20 protein-coding genes are annotated in these 20,751 nt (G+C 41.3%); 7 read left to right on the forward strand and 13 right to left on the reverse strand.

Going from position 1 to position 20,751, the window contains the following annotated elements:
• Positions 1 to 335 precede the first annotated feature (335 nt).
• Complete coding sequence (locus tag WH214_RS15300) at positions 336 to 1,973, forward strand: long-chain-fatty-acid--CoA ligase (protein ID WP_339422568.1); 1,638 nt, start codon at positions 336 to 338, stop codon at positions 1,971 to 1,973.
• A gap of 68 nt (positions 1,974 to 2,041) precedes the next feature.
• Here WH214_RS15300 and WH214_RS15305 read toward each other — a convergent pair whose 3' ends face one another.
• The 4 genes from WH214_RS15305 to prpB form a co-directional block, all read right to left on the reverse strand.
• On the reverse strand, positions 2,042 to 2,968 hold the full coding sequence (locus WH214_RS15305) for an alpha/beta hydrolase (protein WP_339422567.1): 927 nt from the start codon (positions 2,966 to 2,968) through the stop codon (positions 2,042 to 2,044).
• Between the two features lie 269 nt (positions 2,969 to 3,237).
• On the reverse strand, positions 3,238 to 3,699 hold the full coding sequence (locus WH214_RS15310) for a DUF2147 domain-containing protein (RefSeq protein ID WP_339422566.1): 462 nt from the start codon (positions 3,697 to 3,699) through the stop codon (positions 3,238 to 3,240).
• A 187-nt stretch (positions 3,700 to 3,886) separates the two neighbouring features.
• The gene (gene prpC, locus WH214_RS15315) at positions 3,887 to 5,023 is read right to left on the reverse strand and encodes a bifunctional 2-methylcitrate synthase/citrate synthase (protein ID WP_004696709.1); all 1,137 of its coding nucleotides are present in this window, start codon (positions 5,021 to 5,023) and stop codon (positions 3,887 to 3,889) included.
• Positions 5,024 to 5,025: 2 nt separating this feature from the next.
• Complete coding sequence (prpB, locus tag WH214_RS15320) at positions 5,026 to 5,910, reverse strand: methylisocitrate lyase (RefSeq protein WP_218288903.1); 885 nt, start codon at positions 5,908 to 5,910, stop codon at positions 5,026 to 5,028.
• A gap of 246 nt (positions 5,911 to 6,156) precedes the next feature.
• On the opposite strand from prpB, the gene WH214_RS15325 reads away from it, so the two are divergent.
• From WH214_RS15325 to WH214_RS15335, 3 genes are all read left to right on the forward strand, one after another.
• Complete coding sequence (locus WH214_RS15325; RefSeq protein WP_005401081.1) at positions 6,157 to 6,807, forward strand: TetR/AcrR family transcriptional regulator; 651 nt, start codon at positions 6,157 to 6,159, stop codon at positions 6,805 to 6,807.
• A gap of 121 nt (positions 6,808 to 6,928) precedes the next feature.
• A complete protein-coding gene (gene argF / locus WH214_RS15330) occupies positions 6,929 to 7,849 on the forward strand; it encodes an ornithine carbamoyltransferase (protein WP_339422565.1) in 921 nt (306 codons plus the stop codon).
• Between the two features lie 89 nt (positions 7,850 to 7,938).
• Positions 7,939 to 8,412, forward strand: a complete 474-nt coding sequence (locus WH214_RS15335; protein ID WP_010326947.1) for a hypothetical protein — start codon at positions 7,939 to 7,941, stop codon at positions 8,410 to 8,412.
• Positions 8,413 to 8,439: 27 nt separating this feature from the next.
• Here WH214_RS15335 and WH214_RS15340 read toward each other — a convergent pair whose 3' ends face one another.
• The 8 genes from WH214_RS15340 to rpiA all read right to left on the reverse strand — a co-directional run bounded on the left by WH214_RS15340 (position 8,440) and on the right by rpiA (position 16,369).
• On the reverse strand, positions 8,440 to 8,793 hold the full coding sequence (locus WH214_RS15340; protein ID WP_339422564.1) for a YnfA family protein: 354 nt from the start codon (positions 8,791 to 8,793) through the stop codon (positions 8,440 to 8,442).
• A gap of 89 nt (positions 8,794 to 8,882) precedes the next feature.
• Positions 8,883 to 11,159: an ATP-dependent Clp protease ATP-binding subunit ClpA gene (gene clpA, locus WH214_RS15345; RefSeq protein WP_004981809.1), complete on the reverse strand. Its 2,277-nt coding sequence runs from the start codon at positions 11,157 to 11,159 to the stop codon at positions 8,883 to 8,885.
• 9 nt (positions 11,160 to 11,168) lie between these two features.
• Entirely contained in the window at positions 11,169 to 11,585 is a 417-nt protein-coding gene (clpS, locus tag WH214_RS15350; RefSeq protein ID WP_004981811.1) for an ATP-dependent Clp protease adapter ClpS, read from the reverse strand.
• Positions 11,586 to 11,602: 17 nt separating this feature from the next.
• Complete coding sequence (locus WH214_RS15355; protein ID WP_339422563.1) at positions 11,603 to 12,349, reverse strand: DUF6776 family protein; 747 nt, start codon at positions 12,347 to 12,349, stop codon at positions 11,603 to 11,605.
• Between the two features lie 79 nt (positions 12,350 to 12,428).
• Complete coding sequence (argC, locus tag WH214_RS15360) at positions 12,429 to 13,484, reverse strand: N-acetyl-gamma-glutamyl-phosphate reductase (protein ID WP_171304193.1); 1,056 nt, start codon at positions 13,482 to 13,484, stop codon at positions 12,429 to 12,431.
• Positions 13,485 to 13,591: 107 nt separating this feature from the next.
• Positions 13,592 to 14,626, reverse strand: coding sequence for a GGDEF domain-containing protein (locus tag WH214_RS15365; protein ID WP_339422562.1), 1,035 nt, complete (start codon positions 14,624 to 14,626; stop codon positions 13,592 to 13,594).
• Between the two features lie 259 nt (positions 14,627 to 14,885).
• Positions 14,886 to 15,569, reverse strand: a complete 684-nt coding sequence (locus WH214_RS15370; RefSeq protein WP_339993711.1) for a YgjP family zinc-dependent metalloprotease — start codon at positions 15,567 to 15,569, stop codon at positions 14,886 to 14,888.
• A gap of 128 nt (positions 15,570 to 15,697) precedes the next feature.
• Complete coding sequence (gene rpiA / locus WH214_RS15375) at positions 15,698 to 16,369, reverse strand: ribose-5-phosphate isomerase RpiA (RefSeq protein WP_004696685.1); 672 nt, start codon at positions 16,367 to 16,369, stop codon at positions 15,698 to 15,700.
• Between the two features lie 107 nt (positions 16,370 to 16,476).
• On the opposite strand from rpiA, the gene ilvA reads away from it, so the two are divergent.
• Positions 16,477 to 18,015: a threonine ammonia-lyase, biosynthetic gene (gene ilvA / locus WH214_RS15380; protein WP_004981822.1), complete on the forward strand. Its 1,539-nt coding sequence runs from the start codon at positions 16,477 to 16,479 to the stop codon at positions 18,013 to 18,015.
• 40 nt (positions 18,016 to 18,055) lie between these two features.
• Here the strand turns inward: ilvA and WH214_RS15385 are convergent, their stop codons facing one another.
• A complete protein-coding gene (locus tag WH214_RS15385) occupies positions 18,056 to 18,550 on the reverse strand; it encodes a hypothetical protein (RefSeq protein ID WP_339422561.1) in 495 nt (164 codons plus the stop codon).
• A 150-nt stretch (positions 18,551 to 18,700) separates the two neighbouring features.
• Between WH214_RS15385 and WH214_RS15390 the strand changes: the two genes are divergently transcribed.
• Together WH214_RS15390 and WH214_RS15395 are read left to right on the forward strand one after the other, a co-directional pair.
• On the forward strand, positions 18,701 to 19,354 hold the full coding sequence (locus WH214_RS15390; RefSeq protein ID WP_058869788.1) for a potassium channel family protein: 654 nt from the start codon (positions 18,701 to 18,703) through the stop codon (positions 19,352 to 19,354).
• The gene (locus WH214_RS15395; protein WP_339422560.1) at positions 19,351 to 20,700 is read left to right on the forward strand and encodes a TrkH family potassium uptake protein; all 1,350 of its coding nucleotides are present in this window, start codon (positions 19,351 to 19,353) and stop codon (positions 20,698 to 20,700) included. The genes WH214_RS15390 and WH214_RS15395 overlap by 4 nt, the downstream gene beginning before the upstream one ends.
• Positions 20,701 to 20,751 lie beyond the last annotated feature (51 nt).

The raw sequence follows: 20,751 nt of genomic DNA on the forward strand, positions 1-20,751 counted from the left end.
AATTCGCTTCTTAAAATAGGTATATCTTCCTGAAATACCCACAACTCATATCTCATGAGCTATACACAGTTTTAAACATACTTTTTATAAATTTCAAGTGCCTTTTGTCGAATAACAGCATAAAGTGATAAATGGTCATTTACTTTTTTAAATGATGCTTTTCATTTACTTGTGGTTCTAAATTACATCGCTTTTAAAAATGCGGCTGAGAATGAAAGAATGCTTGATTTAAATTTGGATCAAGCTAGGATAAAAATACAATCAATGCTCAAAACAGATGTTTCGAGCAACCAATAAAGAGTTTGATAAAAAAGTAACGATAAGGATATTTATACATGCTTGGACGTATGATGTTTCAACCGCTATTAATTAGCAATCTTATTGATCACGCAGAACGCTACCATGCGGATACAGCTATTATTTCTAAAAATACAGACGGCAGTATCACTGAAACCAACTGGGCCAAAGTCGCAGCCAACTCTAAGCGATTTGCCAATGTACTCAAAGATTTAGGACTTTCGCAAAGTGACCGCGTGGCGACCATCGCATGGAACAATCATCGTCACCTAGAATCTTGGTATGCAATCTCTGGCAGTGGCTATATTTGCCATACCATCAACCCACGTTTATTTCCAGAACAACTGATTTTTATTATCAATGATGCCCAAGACCGTGTGGTGTTATTTGATAAAACCTTTGCACCACTGATTGCTGCGGTGAAAGCACATTTACCCCATGTAGAGCACTTTATTTGTTTAGATGCCGCAGATGACGCTATTGCAGAGAAAATTGCCGATGTAAAATTTTATGATGACTTGGTCAGTAAAGAGTCTGAACAGTTCACATGGCCAAGTTTTGATGAGCAAACTGCAAGCTCTTTGTGCTATACCTCGGGCACAACTGGAAATCCAAAAGGCGTGCTATATAGCCACCGTTCTACCATATTGCATAGTTTTGCCATCAGCCTACCCGATTCTCTAAACCTGTCTGCAAATGACATCATGTTGCCTGTAGTGCCCATGTTCCATGTCAATGCTTGGGGTACGCCTTATGCAGCAGCTATGGTCGGTTGTACCGTTGTATTGCCTGGGCCAGGCTTAGATGGGCCAAGTTTAGTGAATATGATTGACACCTATAAAGTCACTGTGGCTTTGGGTGTACCCACCATTTGGCAAGGTTTACTGGCAGCAGCCAAACAAACAGGCAGCCAGCTGGCAAGTATGAACCGTAACGTTGTTGGTGGTTCTGCATGTCCACCATCAATGTTAGCGGCCTTTAAAAATGACTATAACTGCGACACCATCCATGCATGGGGTATGACCGAAACCAGTCCACTCGGTTCTGCCAACCAACTTAAAGCCAAACATCAACAGCTCTCTGAACAAGAGCGTTTCAAGCTACGTCTTTCTCAAGGCCGTCCACCTTTTGGCGTAGATTTACGTCTTACCGATGAAGAAAAAGGCAACCATGAAATTGCCCGCGATGGTGAGCAGATTGGAAATCTACAAATTAAAGGGCACTGGATTATTGACAGTTACTTTGGTAAAGATGAATCTGCTCTCACGACCGATGGCTGGTTTGACACAGGTGATATTGCAACTTTAGATGAAGATGGCTTCTTATGCATCAGTGACCGCTCTAAAGATTTAATTAAGTCTGGTGGCGAATGGATTTCATCGGTTGAACTTGAAAACCTTGCGATGGGACATTCAGACATTCTTATGGCAGCCGTTATTGCAGCTGAACATCCAAAATGGGATGAGCGTCCTATTGTCATCGCTGTGAAGAAACCCGATAGCACGGTCACTGAACAAAGTATTTTAGACTACTATACGGACAAAATTGCGAAATGGCAGATCCCTGACCGTGTGATCTTTGTCGACAGTATTCCACTGAGTGGTACGGGTAAAATGCTAAAACGTGAACTTCGCGCCCAATATGGTCAAGTACTACTGGAACAAAATTCTGTTTAACATTGTTTAAAAGAAAAGCCTGATCTTATGCTCAGGCTTTTCTTTATGTTCGGATAATTTAAATACCATCAATATAATTTATTTGAAAGCACGTCTAATAAAGACGCCTTAAAAACATCACCATGCTTTAGATTTGGATAGATTAAAAATTTAGCCGCTACGCCCTGCTGATCGAATATAGACAAAATTTCTCTATTTTTATTAATGCCATTTGCATCAAAATTAGCGCTTTGCTGTGCTCCAGTATGTGTTAAAAGATCACCTTCCATCAACAATAGATGTTTTTGTGGCTCTTTGACTAATTTTACGGCTCTAATTTTTTGCATCATGCGCCCATCAGCCCAAGAAAGTGATGGACTTGCAGCAAAGAAATGGCTGAAATAACGCCCATCGAGCAAGCTATCCAGCACAAAAAGCCCTCCATAGGAATGCCCCCATAACGCTCTTTTTTGCGCATCCAGCTTTACATTTTGCTCAACCCAAGGGGCGATATCCTTCAAAATAACATTTCTAAAATCAGTACTTCCCCCGCTCATCCGCTCTGGATTTCTTGGGTCTTGAGCGGGTTTTGCGGTTAATAAATCTGCTGGAGTATAGTCAAGTGAACGAAAAGCTGTGGCAAATGGCAAATTGGTTTTATAACCAATGGCAACCAATACAGGGGCATCTTTTTCATACAAAGACTTGAGTATTTCTTCATTCAGATGAGACATCGCAGCGTTTCCATCCAGCATAAAGACCGATGCATATACGTTCTGCGTCTTCTGTACTGTCTTTGGAATACCTAACCAAACGCGATAAGTTTTATTTTGATCTGTAGTTGCAAATTCTTTGACTTTAAAACTGTAATACGCCGAACCGATTTCTGCAATATTGGCAGGCAAAGGTTTTATTTCAGGTTTCGCATAAGCACTTAAGCTGGCACCCAAGATCAACAACGAGCTAAAAATTCGCGAAAGCAGAGTAGTAAAAATCTTTCTATAAAGATGAGTCATTTTTCGTATACACAGCCATGAGATACTGAAGCTTAACATATAATAATAGTTATCATTATCAATTAAGCAAGTCTTAATCATCTCTCTGTCATGACGTACATCTCATCGATTAAATAGATTACATTTTCTTTGACCACACACTCCGAAAGATTATTTTTCCTTTTTATACGGATTGAGCAAATCTAGCAAATACCCTTCCAGCTTTTTTATCCATAAAAAAGCCACCGCATTATGACCGTGCGATGGCTTTATAGATACAAGCAAAAGACTTAAAGCGTTTTCCATGTCATGTTGCTCAAACCTTTCGCATCTTTTGCTGTGGCTTGTACCTTCATCTGATCTTTACCAGCATTTAACTGCGCAGTATTGATGTTATACACACGGCCATCTTGAGGATTCAGCCATTGGCCTTTTGCGAATTTTTGACCTGTTGCATCACCCATTAAGCCATCCAGCACTTGCATACCAAAAATCGGTTTATCCTTGAGTCCACCCTGACACTTACTACATACATCACTCACAGGCGCTCCAGCCAAAGGATAGTACTTGGTCACCACTGCGCTATATTGTGATGTTTTAGAATTCTTACGAATTACAATATCTGAAATGTAATACCCAGTCCGATCATCAATCACTTTCCATGTTCCAATAAGCGGGTCAAATGGCATGGCGAAAGTAGAATGAGACAACCCCAAAAATAGTGCTAATGCACACAAAAACTTATGTTTCATAAAGTAAATTACAATAAAAATGAAGAAATAAACGGGCGAGATTATAGCAACTCTATTCTTTTATTTATTAATTATTTCATTAAAATTAAATATTTATATGAAATCAAACCATGAGAAAACACCAACAAAAAATTGCATATAAAAAAGCCTCCGAAGAGACTTTTTTATAATGTATCAGAGCTTCATATTAAGCCGCTGAACGTTCTTCAATCGGTACTACTTTACGCAGCTCAGGCCCCGTATAGTCCGCACTTGGGCGAATAATACGGTTGTCCGCACGTTGTTCCATCACATGCGCCGCCCAACCTGTGACACGGCTCATCACGAAGATTGGTGTGAATAATTTGGTCGCAATATCCATGAAGTGGTATGCCGATGCATGGAAGAAGTCTGCGTTACAGAATAATTTCTTCTCACGCCACATCACTTCTTCACAACGGACTGAAACTGGGTACAGGACCGTGTCACCGACATCTTTGGCTAAGCGCTCTGACCAGATTTTGATGATGCCATTACGTGGATCATTGTCTTTGTAGATTGCATGTCCAAAGCCCATGATCTTTTCTTTACGTTCCAGTTTGCCCAGCATTTCTCGCTCAGCTTCTTCAGGGGACGTCCAGTTTTCAATCATTTCCATCGCTGCTTCGTTTGCTCCACCGTGTAATGGACCACGCAGTGAACCAATTGCACCGGTAATGCATGAATGCATATCGGATAAGGTTGATGCGCATACACGTGCGGTGAAGGTCGATGCGTTGAATTCATGCTCTGCATACAGGATCAGTGATACGTTCATCACTTGTTCATGCAGTTCATTTGGTTTTTCACCACGCAGTAGGTGTAGGAATTGAGCACCGATTGAATCGTCATCGGTGTTTTCTTCAATGCGTACGCCATCATGGCTAAAGCGGTACCAATAGCAAATGATTGCTGGAAGGGTTGCGAGAATGCGGTCTGCAACATCTTGCTGTTCGGCAAAAGATTGTTCTGTTTCTAGGTTGCCCAGCATTGATACGCCCGTGCGCATTACATCCATTGGGTGTGAATCTGCTGGGATACGCTCAAGGACTTCTTTAAGTGCTTGTGGCAGTTGGCGCAGTGATTTAAGTTTAGCCTTGTAAGCGGTGAGCTGTGCTGCTGTTGGTAGTTCACCAAAGAAGATCAGGTAAGCCACTTCTTCAAACTGGCAGTTTTCAGCGAGGTCTTGGACGTCATAACCACGGTAGGTTAGACCTGCTCCGCTTTTGCCTACGGTTGATAGTGCTGTCTTTCCTGCGACTTGTCCGCGCAATCCTGCGCCTGTGAGGACTTTTCCTTCAGCCATTTTTAATTCTCCTGTTTAAACAGCTTGTCTAATGTGTTTTCAAAGGTGTGGTAATCGAGAAATTCGTAGAGTTCTTTGCGCTGTTGCATTTTGTCGAGGACGTTGACTTGGGTGCCGTCATTGCGAATGGCATGCATGACTTCCAGTGCTGCCTTTTGCATAGCACGGGTCGGTGACAGTGGGTACAGCACCATCGAGATGCCTTGTTCTGCCAGTTGTTCTTTGGTGTAGTATGGGGTATCGCCAAATTCGGTGATGTTGGCCAGTACTGGAACGCCGACTGCATCACAGACGGTTTTGTACATGGTAATGTCAGTCATTGCTTCGGCAAAGATCGCATCGGCACCGGCTTCTACACAAGCACAAGCACGGTCAATTACCGCTTGTAGGCCTTCTTTTTGTAGGGCATCGGTACGTGCCATCACCACAAAGTTTGCATCAGTTTTGGCATCGACTGCAGCTTTTACGCGGTCAACCATTTCTTGTTGGGTGACGATTTCTTTGTTGGGGCGGTGGCCACAGCGTTTTTGTGCTACTTGGTCTTCGATGTGAACTGCGGCTGCGCCTGCGGCAATCATTTGTTTCACAGTGCGGGCAATGTTAAATGCCCCACCCCAACCGGTGTCGATATCGACCAGTAACGGGGTGTCTACACGTTCGGTAATGCGGCGTACATCTTCCAAAACATTATCCAGACTGGTCATGCCTAAATCAGGCAATCCATAAGAGTAGTTGGCTACACCAGCACCCGAAAGGTAGATGGCCTTGTAGCCCACCTGTTTCGCCATCATTGCTGCATAAGCATTGACTGTACCGATAATTTGTAATGGTTTTTCCACTTCCAGTGCTTGTCTAAATCTTAAGCCTGCAGATGTTTGTTCTGTCATCGTCCTTTCCACGGCATTTACTTTAATTTTCGAGTTTTGAGTATAGCCATAATGGCTGAATTGGCTATGACATTTTAGAATGATCACTCTAAAACTTTAGTCCCATGGTTCACGTTTTTATTGTGTAATTTTCTTCCATGCATTGGGGTTTAGTGGTAAACAGATAAGCCCCAAAACAACAATGTGTGCATATTTTTGCTATGATAGCAACCAGAGATCCACATTTATTAGGCTGTTGTTAGTTATATGCACGACTCAGTTCAACTAGAACCCCTTACACGTGACATACCTCACACAAAACGAGGTCATGAACGCTGTCTTGCATTTTTATTAAGTGCAAACGAGTTGTTTTTGCAACATGGCTACGATGCAGTTTCACTTGATGATATTGTCAATCATGCGGGTGGTTCAAAAGCATCGATTTACAAATATTTTGGAAATAAAGACGGTCTTTTTACAGCAATTTGCGACTACCGTCGTGAGCTGTTTTTTAAAGATATTTGTATGCCTTTTGATTTCACTAAGGACAATTTGCGCGTTTATTTAATACAAACCATTTTAAATATTCAAACGCATCTTGTGCTTCCAGAAAATGCCTCTTTTTTAAGACTCATTATGGAACAAGTACAACGTAATCCACAGTTGGCCTTTCATATTCACAAACAAGGACCTAAACATATTGAAGATGCCGTGGCTTGTGTTTTAACCAAAGCAGATGAAATAGGCATTATTCGATGTGAACACCCGAATTATTCTGCCCAGCTTTTTTTTGGCATTGTGCGTGAATTAGAGTGGCGAGTACTCATGAACATCTATGTTGAAGAAAATGAACAAGAAAATCTAGAATATGTTCATTATTGTGTAGATCGTTTCTTAGCAGGTCATCAAAAAGTCTAGTTTTTTTGCAATTTCCTTTGCATATAGTATATTAATCGACTCTCTTTTTTCTTTTCACCAACCAACAACTAATTGTTGTTCTGTACCTATTTCGGTTTTCAGCAATTATTGTGGAGTAACAATGGCTCTACGTCACTTTCTTACCTTACGCGATTTATCTACTTTAGAACTGAACCAAGTTGTGCAACGCGGTATCGAACTAAAGCATAAACAGCACAACAGCGAAGTATTCCAACCGTTTGTTGGTAAAGTCATGGGTATGATTTTTGAAAAATCGAGCACCCGTACCCGTGTATCGTTCGAAGCAGGCATGAGCCAGTTTGGTGGCAGTGCAATTTTCCTCTCTCCACGAGACACCCAATTGGGTCGTGGTGAACCGATTGAAGATTCAGCACGCGTGATTTCAAGCATGTTGGATATTGTGATGATCCGTACTTTTGGACATGACATTGTTGAACGTTTTGCCTCTTATTCAAAAGTTCCTGTGATTAATGCTTTAACCGATGATCACCACCCTTGCCAACTACTTGCAGATGTTCAAACTTTTGTTGAACACCGTGGGCCTATTGCAGGCAAAACGGTAGCGTGGATTGGTGATGGCAACAATATGTGTAATTCATATATTGAAGCTGCACATATGTGGGGCTTCAAGTTAAAAATTGCTGCACCGAAAGGCTATGAACCCAAAGCAGAATTTTTAAGTGAATTTGCACATTGTGCAGAACTGGTGAACTCAGCTGAAGATGCTGCCGTAAATGCAGACCTCATCGTGACCGATGTATGGGCAAGCATGGGCCAAGAAGAAGAGCAAAAAATTCGTGAAGCTGCGTTTGCAGACTATCAAGTGAATGAACGTCTTATCGATCTTGCTCATCCTGATTGTTTATTTATGCATTGTTTACCTGCGCATCGCGGCGAAGAAATTTCTGAAAAGATGCTCGACCATAAAAATGCCGTGGTTTGGGATGAAGCTGAAAACCGCTTACATGCACAAAAAGCATTGGTTGAGTTTTTAATCAATGAAAATGCCAAGAAAGATTAATTAATTTTCCAACGAAAAGCACCTAAGGGTGCTTTTTTTATACGGGCAAAGCTATAATCGGAACATAATTTTTATAAGCGACACTTTCCATGCATTTCAAAAAAACTGGCCTGTGCCTTGCTACAATCCTAAGCTCTACTTTTTTTCAGGTTCAAGCCTCAGAATTTGATGACTACTTACAGTCCAAACAAATCATTGATCAAAATTTTAAAATTAAACAACCAGAAACGTTGAATGAAATATTAACGGTATTAACTGCAGAAGACTCTCGAACCCTCCCAATTGAAATTGATAACAACACTATCATTGAACAATTCAATCTATATGCAGACCGTACCGAGCTTAAAGGCTTGATCATTACCCCTGATTTCGCCCAGTTTGAACAGGATTTGGGTGCGAAAGAAGTTCAAAAAGTGATTAAAAAGAATGTTGTGCAAAACTGCAATATTTTCTTCGAGCATCAATATCAACACCATAACCCCTACATTGTAAAATTACAGCTCAGCTCTGAGAAAAATAGCTACGATTTAGAATTAAAGCAAAAAGACTGTGGTATCAAATAGTACCTTTTTAGCGATTGGTTCTCTACTTTAGCGAACCAATCCTTGCGGTTGTAAGATAATCATAGCCGCACCAATCAACACCACTGCCCCACCCATTATGTCCCAACGGGATAAATATACTTGATCAATATAACGCAACCATAGCAATGCGGTAAAAATATAAATTCCGCCATAAGCGGCATAAATACGTCCCGAAGCAGCCGGGTGTAAAGTCAACAACCATACAAAAGCACCTAGCGCTAAAGCTGTAGGAATCCACAACCAATGACTTCTTCCCTGATTTAAAATCAAATAAGGGAAATAACAGCCTAATATTTCCATCACAGCGGTTACCAAAAACAGTACAAATGTACTTAAAACTTTCGTCAATTGAATATCCATGCAACCTACTTTTATGACTTCTAACTGTTAAATACTTTTTTTCAATAAAAAACCCGTGCGAACACGGGTTTTAAATTATGTAGCGATCTTTAAGCAGGCTCAGCCGTTTGGTCTTCAAAAACTTCAAGTTTTAGACCCACCGCTTTACCATTTTCATTCTTCACAGAGACCGCAACATTGCCACCATGTTCTGCAAGCTCACCAAATAGAATCATTTCAGCCAGTGGTTTTTTCAAATGCTCTTGGATAAGTCGTTGCATTGGGCGAGCGCCCATTAAACGGTCATAGCCATTTTCAGCCATCCACTCACGCGCACTTTGATCCACTTCTAGAATGACTTTTTTCTCATCCAGTTGCGCTTGTAGTTCAGTTAAGAACTTATCCACCACATTTTCAATTACTGTCGTTGGTAAGGCTTTAAACTGAATCACGCTGTCCAAACGGTTACGAAACTCTGGAGAAAACGCTTTTTTCATCGCATCTTGGTTATCATTACTGTTGTCTTGATCCATAAAACCAATACTCACGCGAGAAATACTTTCTGCACCAATATTTGTGGTCAAGACCAACACCACATTACGGAAATCAGATTTACGACCATTGTTATCGGTCAATGAACCATGATCCATGATTTGTAGCAATAAGTTGAACACGTCTGGATGTGCTTTTTCAATCTCATCTAGCAATAATACACAGTGCGGATTTTTATGAATCGCATCGGTCAACAGACCACCTTGGTCAAAGCCGACATAACCTGGAGGCGCGCCGATCAAACGTGAAACTGCATGGCGCTCCATATATTCTGACATATCAAAGCGAACCAGCTCAACACCCAGTAATTTCGCAAGCTGCTTAGTGACTTCTGTTTTACCTACCCCAGTTGGACCTGCAAAAACAAAACTACCCACAGGCTTATCTGGTGATTTTAAGCCTGCACGCGACAGCTTAATTGCTGAGCCTAAAGCTTCAATGGCTTCATCTTGACCAAAGACCACACGTTTTAAATCACGTTCAAGATTTTCAAGAACGGTCTTGTCATCTTTAGACACAGTTTTTGGTGGAATACGTGCAATTTTCGACACGATATCTTCAATATTTTCCACGGTAATCAAGGTGTCATCTTGTTCAGCTTTCAGACGACGTTGTGCCCCTGCTTCATCAATGACATCAATGGCTTTATCCGGCAAGAAACGGTCATTAATGAACTTCGCAGACAGCTCAACCGCAGAAATTAAAGCTTTGTCATCATATTTAACATGATGGAAATCTTCAAACTTGCTCTTCAAACCACGTAGAATATCAATCGTTTCTGAAATAGATGGCTCATTGACATCAATTTTTTGGAAACGGCGTGACAATGCATGATCTTTTTCAAAGACTTGCCGATATTCTTGGAATGTGGTTGAACCAATGCAGCGCAATGAGCCATTGGCCAAAGCGGGTTTAATCAAGTTTGATGCATCCATCGTACTGCCCATACTTGAGCCTGCACCAATAATCATGTGGATTTCATCAATAAACAAAACTGCTTCTGGTTTCTTTTTCAACGCGTTCAAAAGTTGTTTTAAACGTTTTTCAAAGTCACCTCGGTATTTGGTTCCTGCTACCAAAGCCCCAATGTCCAAACTATACACTTCAGCATTTGCCAATGGTTTCGGTGCTTTACCATTAACAATGAGCCAAGCTAAGCCTTCAGCAATCGATGTTTTACCGACGCCAGGATCACCGACCAATAACGGGTTATTTTTACGGCGACGACATAGAATTTGTGCTGCGCGCTCAATTTCTTTTTCACGACCAATTAAAGGATCTGTTTTACCCTTTTGTGCCTCAACATTTAAGTTTGTTGTATACAGCTCTAAAGGGCCTGCGTTGCTTGAACTGGTCGATTCACCATCAAGATCTTCAATTTCTTCTTCCACTTGCACTTCGTCTTTACGTGTGCCGTGGGCCAAGTATTGTGTCAGTGTTAAACGGTTAATTTGATGACGTTTCAAGAGGTAGACTGCAAAAGAGTCACGCTCAGAGTACATCGCCACTAAAATGTCTGCGCCTTCAACTGTACGATCACCACCGCTTGATTGCACATGGAAAATTGCACGTTGTAAAATACGGTCAAAACTTTCAGTTGGATGCGGAGCTTGGTCACTGTTTTCGCCCAGCTTAGGAGTGTGCTGCTCTACATATTCTTCAAGCTCTTTGCGAAGCACAATAATATCTGCACCACAGGCTTTCAATGCATTTACGGCCGAATCATTATCGAGTAAAGCCAATAATAAATGTTCAACGGTTAGGAATTCATGTCTCTTTTGTCGAGCCATACTAACAGCCAAACGTAAGGATACTTCTAATTGACGACTGAGCATGGAACCCCCTTAATCTTTCGGCTCAATCTGACAAAGTAAAGGATGACCTTGAGACCGAGCGTAATTATTGACTTGGTTTGCTTTTGTTTCCGCGATGTCTCTCGGGTAAACGCCTGCAACACCTTTTCCTTCATAATGTACAGTTAGCATTACTTGAGTGGCTTGGTCAAGATTCAAAGCAAAGTATTGTTGTAAAATTTCAATAACAAAGTCCATTGGGGTGTAGTCATCGTTCATTAAAACGACAGCATAGAGTGGAGGACGCTTAAGTTCTGGTGGCGCGGTTTGAACAGCGACATCCCCATTTTCTTCTTCATGCGGTTCATCATTGCTCAAGCGCGGGCTGATATGCCAATCGACATAGCCAGATTCATGAAAAGACTGCTTGATTTCATTTAAACACGTTGAACGCTTAGAGATACCCATAAACTTACAATTCACAATTATTGTGCATTTGCCTCAGCCTGAGGGATTTCAGAGACAAATGCTGATTGACTTTCTACGGCTTCACCACGTGACCAACTAAAGCGTCGTGTCACTGGTGTGCTACCTGTTAAACGGACTTCGATAAACTGTGGCGTAAAGCCTTTAGGCATCGTCCAACGCCCTGTTAAACGCTCATAGTTTTCAAAGTTAAAGTTTTTGTCTTCAAGAGGCACAACTAAGACCTCTGTGCCACGAATGAGTCGGAGTTCAACGGTACCTGAAGCTGCACGTTTAGATGGACTAACTTGAACCAAGTCAAGTTGATATTCAAATGCATTTTCAGGCAACGGTTTAATCGCAATATGCTGCACAGCCAGTGGAATACCGCCGCGTTGACGTAAAACCTCACGGTAAATCACAGCAGTGGTTTCAGATTGCGCTTGTTGATCCAGAGCTTTTTGCAATGACAAATACAGCTCATTTGAATTGGTCACAGCAACATCACGCTCCTGAACAGCAGCGTTATAGTTTTTATTTAAAGCATCCAGACTGGTCTTTTGCTTTTGTACCACTTCGACCAGTTGCTCAGCATCTGCATCAAAACCTACCACTGTTAAACCCTGACGATGTCCGACGGTATAGCCCAATACCCCACTTGCAACCATCAATATTGCAGCACCAATTGCCAAGGGCTTATTGGTCTGTAAAAACGGCTTTGCAGGTTCATGCTGTTGTGACGTCATATTTGTGTCAGTGTTCGGCATCGTCATCTCTTATTTTGATTCAATTCAAAACACACATTTAAATCGAAATCTAAATGTGTGTGAAGTTTTAAAACGTTTTTTATGGTAATAAACCAATTCCGTCTAGGCCTGCAGTTTCAGCAAATCCAAACATTAAGTTCATGTTTTGAACGGCCTGACCTGCTGCCCCTTTAACCAAATTGTCTTGTACAGAAATGACCACCAACTTTTTCGGTTGTGGTTTATACAGTGCAATACGTAGTTGATTTGCACCCCGCACAGAACGTGTCTCTGGTGAACTTCCCGCAGGCATCACATCGACAAAAGCTTCATTGGCATAAAACTGTTCATATAAACTTTGCACATCAGCAGCTTCCCCCGCATCGGTTAAGTCCACATAAATCGTGCTCAGCATGCCACGAATCATTGGCACCAAATGCGGAACAAACAAAATGTGGTTAAACACCTCTTTTAAGCCTGAAATATTTTCCAACGCTTCCACAATTTCAGGATGATGACGGTGACCTGCAACGCCATAAGCTTTGAAATTATCAGCATTTTCAGAATAGATCATACCAAGGCTGGCTTTACGGCCTGCACCAGACACACCCGATTTTGCATCAATAATAATGCTTTCAGGTTTAACTAATGTATCGTTTTGCTTAAATAACGGCGCTAAACCCAGTTGTACTGTTGTTGGATAACAACCAGGGTTACCAATGACATTGGCTTGTTTAATCTGCTCACGGTTTAATTCTGACAAACCATAAACCGAGTCTTTCAGTAGTTCAGGGCACGCATGCTGCATACCATACCATTTTTCAAACTGTTCTAAGTCTTGTAAACGAAAGTCTGCGGCAAGGTCAATCACTTTAGTATTTGCAGCCACCAACTCTTCGGCATGCTTCATGGCAACGCCATGCGGTGTCGCAAAGAACACCACATCACATTTTTTCAGTTCATCGATATTCAAATCTGAATATTTGAGTTCGGTATGTCCACGTAGGCTTGGGAACATATCATCTACACGGCGACCGTCTTCTGTACGCGATGTTAATACGCTTACTTGCACATTTGGGTGTCGTAGTAAAAGACGCAACAATTCAACGCCTGTATAACCTGTACCGCCGACAATACCAACTGAAATCACGTGTATTACCTCAAACTTAAACTGTCCATTTCGTAACTGCCTAGTATGACAGGAAGTTTCTGCTTTCTAAACTGTTTTACTTGGAATTTATGCGTTTTTAGTGCTATCGACACCTAATGAGACACATCCAATATACTCTGTGCAGGCTCAAAACCAATCTGATTTCGTCCCGAATGTTTCGCCTGATATAACAATTGATCGGCAGTATGTATGGCATATTTCAAGTTGGGTTGATATACTGCAGCCAGTCCAAAACTTGCTGTCACGGCAATACTTTTTGAGGATAATCGTGCATCGGCAATACCTAAACGAATACGATTGGCAATGTTATAAGCCAGCGTGGGGCCATCAATTTGCAATAAGACAATGAACTCTTCCCCGCCAAAACGCCCCACTAAGTCATGATCACGGACGTTTTGCCCAATAATTTGACCGACTTGTTGTAAAATTTGATCACCCACCAAATGCCCATAGGTGTCATTAATTTTCTTAAAATGGTCAATATCACACATGAGCAAGAAATAAGACTGTTTAGAGAGCTGATGCAACTTTCGTTTAGCGGCTTCGTTAAACCCACGTCGATTGAATAAATGCGTTAGCGGATCTCTTAGCCGCTCATCATTGAGTTGATGGATAATATCGCGTACCAATGTTCCGAGCAGCACTATTGCAAACCACATACTTAAGATAATGCTCGCAGCAAGCATCATCAGCCACCAGACTGAGTTTGCTAGCATATCTGCTTCGATATTTCTTAAAAAGAGAAAAATAATGATTCCGCGAACAAAGGTATACAGCACAATAAACAAGTAGGAAAAGTCGACTATTTTATTGAGCAAATCAATCCCTTGATAATGTTTAAACATTGAAAACAAAACCAAAGACTCAATCAATGCAATTGAAATGTTCAAAATCAGCATTCTGATCCACAGTTGATCATCTACGTAGGAATAATAACTGAGTGAAAGTAAAGCCATCACGACCAAGGCAAGACACCAATATGGACGTGCATTGGCATTCTTTCTTAAGCCCATGGCATAAGCGCTGGCCCATGCACCAAACAAATACATACTACCTAAAATGGGTGCCGACAAAGCCAACTGCTTATTCGACATAAAACTTTGCGCGGCCACAGAAAACGAAGGCACAATATATCCAAGCCCGAGCCACAATAAATATGAGGGAGCCCTAAAAGCAAAATGACATATTAAAAGCAAGCTTCCCATTAAAATCAGGCAAGCTGGAACAATTAATATAAAATAGTGGATATCTGTAAAATTCACATTTGAGGTCTTTGGACTGAAATTGAGGAATGTTTACCTTAGATCATGAAGTTTAGAGCATTTTTTGACTAACGCTCAATCGGTCAGAAGAAATTATTTTTAAATTTTGCACGTAAAATTAACTTTAAACGCTTGCCCACCAATACGGCAATGCGGTTGTTTTCAAGGTTTTTTGATGCTGTTGAAAAGCGGCATCATATTTGGCAACTTCCGCCCAAAAACGTGCACTATGATCAAAATGTTGCGTATGTGCGAGTTCATGCACACAGACATAACGGGTAATGGCTTCAGGAAACAACACTAAAGCACTGTTAAGCATGATGTCATGTTTGGCAGTACAACTCCCCCAGCGGGTCTTGGGCTGACGAATTGAACATTGCGCAAATTTTAAACCAGTTTCATGACTAATCTGTTGCAAATAAATAGGCAAGTGCTGTTTGGCATATACAATTACAAAAGATTTTAAATAACTTTCGGGCTGACGGTCACTGATCCAAAGCTGGTGATTGTGCTCATCCAAAATATATGCATTTTTTTGTGTTTTATAGCTCACCGTTAAAGCATTTTGGCTATTAAATAACCACAACTCTATGGGAAGGGTTCGATCTATCTGTACCAGACTGGCTTGTTGCTTCTGCCAAGTTTCAACTATCCACTGTTCAGATTGATTTAAAAAATCCTGAATTTGCCGTTTGCTACAAAATTTAGGTACGGTTAAACGAATTTGAGTCGGTTCAACACGAAGTCGTAACCGGGTCGCACGTGCATGATGGGTGATTTGAATTTCAGGTAGGTCTGCTAAGGTCATTAATATTATTCTTTTATTGAATCATCCTCCCCGGCCCTCCTTTTGAAAGGAGGGAGAAAAACATAAGATAAAAATGTTTTTGCTTTTAGCCCCTCTTTTTCAAAGAAGAGCTTAGGGAAGATTTAAAATTAAACAGCGGTACGTTCTTCAATACCGCTGTCTGTTGCAACAACTGCCACATCTGCTTTATTGATTGCAAAAATACCATTACACACCACACCTGGAATGTCGTTAATGGTTTTTTCAAGCTCAAGCGCATTTAAGATATTTAAGTTATAAACGTCTAAAATCACGTTACCGTTATCCGTCACCACGCCTTCACGGTAAGCAGGATCACCACCGAGCGCTACAATTTTACGTGCCACAGCCGAACGAGCCATTGGAATCACTTCAATCGGAAGTGGGAAGTCACGCCCCAATTGATCTACCCACTTAGAGTCATCAACGATACAAACAAATTTTCTCGCAATTGAAGCCACGATTTTCTCGCGAGTAAGTGCAGCCCCACCACCTTTGATCATATGCATATGACGGTCAATTTCGTCTGCACCATCTACATAGGCATCTAAACCGCCTACAGAGTTCATATCAACCACTTCAATGCCTAATTTCTTTAAGCGCTCAGCCGTTGCTTCTGAACTTGCCACAGCCGCTTCAAGCTGAAGTTCTGGTAAAAGTTCAATTAAGAAATTCACGGTGCTGCCTGTACCCACCCCTAAAATGCCACCTTTAGGTAAGTGCTTTAAGGCAGCTTTTGCAGCAGCTTGCTTTTTTTCATCTTGGGTAGCATACAGACTCATAATTTGGCTCAACTATTTTTTGACATTTGTTGCTGATTTTACAGCCCAAATGTACAGGGGTTTGTTACAATGATCCTCTATTTTAAACTGTTAAATGGGAAATTAACATGCTGTCTCGTTTGGTTCGACAAATATTACAAGCAACTGTCTACGATGTTGCAATCGAAACTCCACTCGAAGCGGCACCTCGAATTAGTGAGAAACTCAATAACAACATTCGTTTTAAACGTGAAGACTTACAACCAGTCTTTTCATTTAAGCTACGCGGTGCCTATAACCGCATTAGCCAACTTCCTAGAGCTCAACTTGAACGTGGCGTGATTACTGCATCTGCTGGCAACCATGCCCAAGGCGTAGCACTGTCAGGTAAAAAACTCGGGATTCGTGCCATTATTGTGATGCCGAAAACCACCCCAGATATTAAAGTTCAGGCGGTCAAACGCTTAGGCGGTGAAGTGGTTCTCCATGGCGACTCTTTTGATGTTGCAAACAAATATGCAATTCAACGTGCTGCAGAAGATGGTATGAGCTTTATTCCACCCTATGACGATGAACTGGTCATGGCAGGTCAAGGTACGATTGGCAATGAAATTTTGCGTCAATGGCGCGATGTCGACTACGTTTTCGTCGCTGTTGGCGGCGGCGGTTTAATTGCTGGTGTGGCGGCCTACTTAGGCGATGTTGCACCGCATGTTAAAGTCATTCCTGTTGAATATGACGAATCTGCTTGTTTAAAAGCCGCATTTGAAGCAGGTGAACGTGTTGTACTGCCTCAAGTCGGCTTATTTGCTGATGGCACAGCTGTAGCACAAATTGGTGAAAAACCATTTGAAGTGATTCAACTCCAAAAGTCGGATAACTCAGGCCCGATCGTTGAACGTGAAGTGGTTTTGGTCAATACCGATGAAATTTGCGCTGCAATTAAAGACACCTATGATGAATGTCGTAGCATCGTTGAACCATCGGGTGCGATGGCCTTAGCAGGGATTAAAAAATATGTTGAAACACACGAGCTAATTGGGCAAAACATCGTCTCAATTGTATGTGGTGCCAATATGAACTTTGACCGTTTACGTTATATTGCAGAACGCACTGAATTGGGTGAACGTAAAGAAGCTATTTTTGCTGTGACTATTCCAGAGAAAAAAGGTTCATTCCTGAATTTCTGCCGAGCGCTACAAGGCCGAAATATCACTGAGTTTAACTACCGTGCAAGTGATGCCAGTGCAGCGCAAGTCTTTGTCGGCATTAGCTTAAAAGGTGGCGAAAAAGAACGTCACGATATTTTCGAAGCACTGAAAACCCAGTTTGATGTCGATGACTTATCTGATGATGAAGTAGCAAAACTGCATATTCGCTACCTAATTGGTGGTCATGCAGACCTTGAAAATGAGCGTTTGTTCCGTGTTGAGTTCCCTGAACGTCCAGGTGCACTGTTAATGTTCCTCGAACGCCTTGGTCCTACGCATAACATTACCCTATTCCACTACCGTAACCACGGTGCGGCGGAAGGTCGTGTCCTTGTTGGTTTAGAAGCAAGTGATGCGAAACAAAACCCAGATGGTTTGATTGAAACTTTAGAAAGTATTTCGTATCCATATGAAGAAATTACCAATAACCTAGGTTATCAACGTTTCTTAAAATAAAAGATTTAATACATACATAAAACCGCCCTTCGAGGCGGTTTTATTCTATGAGCTGCATCGGCTCTTCATCACCAAACGTGTGGTTATACGTAACAATAATTCTATCGATCAGCTCATCATTATGCGGCACCAACAGCCAATAAGGGTTTTCCCGCTCAATAACCAGTAAACTGAGTTCATAAAGCTCGATAAAAATTTTAATGTGGTTAAAAATAACATCAAAACTAAATTCAAAATCATAACCATGCATGTCTGAGGTTTCTTCTTCCTCACTGTCATACATTTGATAAAAAGACGCCATATCATCATTAATTTGGTTTTTCAGCTCATCTAAGTCAATACCTAGCTGTTGGAGGCGATGGCATTCATCAATACCATTTTGTCGAAAATCATCGAGTTCTATTTTTTGAATGTTTGAATAATAGCTATTCAACCAACGTACAAAGTGCTCGAACTCATCTTGTTCTTCTGGAATTGCGGTATCATTCAATTCTGGAAACGCGACCCTCAGGGATTCATACAGTGTCTTCCGCATTTATATACTCCTTTGGATGAGTGATATATTGGTATAAGGCAAAGCGCGGTTGATCGAAAATAGCGTGTCTGTATAAAGATGACATCTTGTGAAATTTGGCACAACATTCGTTAACAATCGACGTATAAAAAAATTTAAAGGAAAGATGACATGGCACAATTTGCAGTGATTGGTTTAGGAAGCTTTGGAGCCACAGTTGCAACTCAACTCATTGAACTGGGACATGATGTCATTGGTATCGATAGTGAAAAAAAATATGTTGAAAATATTTCTGAGCAGGTGACCCATGCTGTCATCGCCGACGCAACAGATGAACATGTCCTCGATGAATTAAATATTAAAAACTGCGATGCCGTGGTGGTCGCAATTGGTGAAAATATTGAAGCCAGTATTTTGTGTGTACTGCACCTCAAAAATATTGGGGTTGAAAAAATTTGGGTCAAAGCCAAATCAAAGTCGCACCATATGATTTTAAGCCATTTAGGGATTAGTAAAATTATTCACCCTGAAGAGGACATGGGCGTGCGGATTGCGCAGTCTTTATGCTACCCCATGGTCAGTCGCTATATGGCGCTTGAAGATAACCACTATATTGTCAAAATTGAAATTGATGAAAAACTGCAAGGGACTCGCTTCCGCCAACTGATGGATCAAGCACCTGATGTGAAAACATTACTCCATAAACGTGGCAAAGACGTTTTGTACAGCATTGACCCCAATTTAATTTTACAAGTGGGTGATATTCTAGTTGTTGAAGGTTTAGTTGAAACATTACGTCGTCTTTCAGCACGGTTCAAATCATGAAAAAAGTCAAAGAATGGCAAACCCAACAAAACAGCACCATTAATTTAAGCCCGCCCAGCCTGCTGGCCTTGGGTTTTTTGAGCTTTATTATTATTGGGACTCTATTATTAAAGCTACCCATTTCACACCACGGTGAACTCAGTTGGATTAACTCTTTGTTCACCGCCAGCTCAGCAGTCACCATTACTGGACTGTCTGTGGTGAATGTCGGTGAAACTTTTACCGTAACAGGTAAAATCATCATCATGCTGCTGATTCAAATTGGTGGCTTAGGCTTTATGACTTTTGCAATTTTAGCGGCACTGAGTCTGTCAACTAAACTGGGTTTAAAGCAACAAATCATGGCGCAAGAGACCATTGGCCAAACCAGCTTATCCAAAGTGTCCTTCACCATTAAAGGGGTACTGCTGTATTCCTTATTTTTTGAGGCAATTGGCACAGTTATTTTGACCATTGCATGGTTAGAGGATTACAACTTCAACCAAGCTCTGTTTTATGCGGCTTTTTATAGTGTATCCGCATTTAACAATGGTGGCTTTTCACTGTTCCCCAACAGTCTAATGAGCTTCTCTGGTCAGTATCTCATTACCTTTACCATCAGTATGCTATACATCATTGGTGGGACAGGTTTTGTGGTATTAATGGACATTAAACGCAGCAAACGTTGGAAAGGCTTAAGTACCAATAGCAAACTGATTTTATCCACCATTGCAGGTTTGAACCTGATTGCTTTTGTTCTTTTATGGGCAATTGAATCGAACAATCCCCTCACCTTAGCGCCAATGAGCTTAGGTGACCAAGCTTTAAATGCATGGTTCCATGCCACCGTGCCTCGTTCATCGGGTTTTAACAGCCTCGATTTGGCACAAATGAAAGATGCCTCGACCCTCGTGACCATGTTACTGATGTTCATTGGGGGCGGCTCGATGAGTACCGCAGGCGGGATTAAAGTAGGTACTTTTATTATTGTTTTACTCAGCGTGATTAGCTTCCTTCGACGCGAAGATGAAATTCGTGTGTTCAATCACTCTGTTTCTCAAAAAACCTCTTTTAAAGCGATGGCTGTCGTCTCTATTACTGCAGCACTTATTTTCTTAGGCATCTTTAGTTTATCTTTAATCGAACCTAATCATCAGTTTATGGATTTGTTATTTGAAGCCATTTCCGCTGCTTGCACTGTCGGTTTGTCACGCGGCATCACCGGTGAGCTTCAACCTGCAAGTTTATTTATTCTGATGCTCTTGATGTTTGCAGGTCGTTTAGGTCCTTTAACGCTGGCCTACCTGATTGCAACCCCGAAAAAGAGCCGTCTAAAGCACCCAACTGCCGATATTCAAATTGGTTAAAACACCTAAAACTTAAACATAAAAAAACCACGTATCAAACGTGGTTTTTTA

Source organism: Acinetobacter sp. MYb191 (assembly GCF_037572605.1).
In the GTDB taxonomy this organism is placed as follows: domain Bacteria; phylum Pseudomonadota; class Gammaproteobacteria; order Pseudomonadales; family Moraxellaceae; genus Acinetobacter; species Acinetobacter johnsonii.

Excerpts from the sequence above, each read along its gene's own strand:
- WH214_RS15300 (WP_339422568.1), top strand. The coding sequence starts at position 336 with ATGCTTGGACGTATGATGTTTCAACCGCTATTAATTAGCAATCTTATT.
- WH214_RS15305 (WP_339422567.1), bottom strand. The coding sequence starts at position 2,968 with ATGACTCATCTTTATAGAAAGATTTTTACTACTCTGCTTTCGCGAATT.
- WH214_RS15310 (WP_339422566.1), bottom strand. The coding sequence starts at position 3,699 with ATGAAACATAAGTTTTTGTGTGCATTAGCACTATTTTTGGGGTTGTCT.
- prpC (WP_004696709.1), bottom strand. The coding sequence starts at position 5,023 with ATGGCTGAAGGAAAAGTCCTCACAGGCGCAGGATTGCGCGGACAAGTC.
- prpB (WP_218288903.1), bottom strand. The coding sequence starts at position 5,910 with ATGACAGAACAAACATCTGCAGGCTTAAGATTTAGACAAGCACTGGAA.
- WH214_RS15325 (WP_005401081.1), top strand. The coding sequence starts at position 6,157 with ATGCACGACTCAGTTCAACTAGAACCCCTTACACGTGACATACCTCAC.
- argF (WP_339422565.1), top strand. The coding sequence starts at position 6,929 with ATGGCTCTACGTCACTTTCTTACCTTACGCGATTTATCTACTTTAGAA.
- WH214_RS15335 (WP_010326947.1), top strand. The coding sequence starts at position 7,939 with ATGCATTTCAAAAAAACTGGCCTGTGCCTTGCTACAATCCTAAGCTCT.
- WH214_RS15340 (WP_339422564.1), bottom strand. The coding sequence starts at position 8,793 with ATGGATATTCAATTGACGAAAGTTTTAAGTACATTTGTACTGTTTTTG.
- clpA (WP_004981809.1), bottom strand. The coding sequence starts at position 11,159 with ATGCTCAGTCGTCAATTAGAAGTATCCTTACGTTTGGCTGTTAGTATG.
- clpS (WP_004981811.1), bottom strand. The coding sequence starts at position 11,585 with ATGGGTATCTCTAAGCGTTCAACGTGTTTAAATGAAATCAAGCAGTCT.
- WH214_RS15355 (WP_339422563.1), bottom strand. The coding sequence starts at position 12,349 with ATGCCGAACACTGACACAAATATGACGTCACAACAGCATGAACCTGCA.
- WH214_RS15370 (WP_339993711.1), bottom strand. The coding sequence starts at position 15,569 with ATGACCTTAGCAGACCTACCTGAAATTCAAATCACCCATCATGCACGT.
- rpiA (WP_004696685.1), bottom strand. The coding sequence starts at position 16,369 with ATGAGTCTGTATGCTACCCAAGATGAAAAAAAGCAAGCTGCTGCAAAA.
- ilvA (WP_004981822.1), top strand. The coding sequence starts at position 16,477 with ATGCTGTCTCGTTTGGTTCGACAAATATTACAAGCAACTGTCTACGAT.
- WH214_RS15385 (WP_339422561.1), bottom strand. The coding sequence starts at position 18,550 with ATGCGGAAGACACTGTATGAATCCCTGAGGGTCGCGTTTCCAGAATTG.
- WH214_RS15390 (WP_058869788.1), top strand. The coding sequence starts at position 18,701 with ATGGCACAATTTGCAGTGATTGGTTTAGGAAGCTTTGGAGCCACAGTT.
- WH214_RS15395 (WP_339422560.1), top strand. The coding sequence starts at position 19,351 with ATGAAAAAAGTCAAAGAATGGCAAACCCAACAAAACAGCACCATTAAT.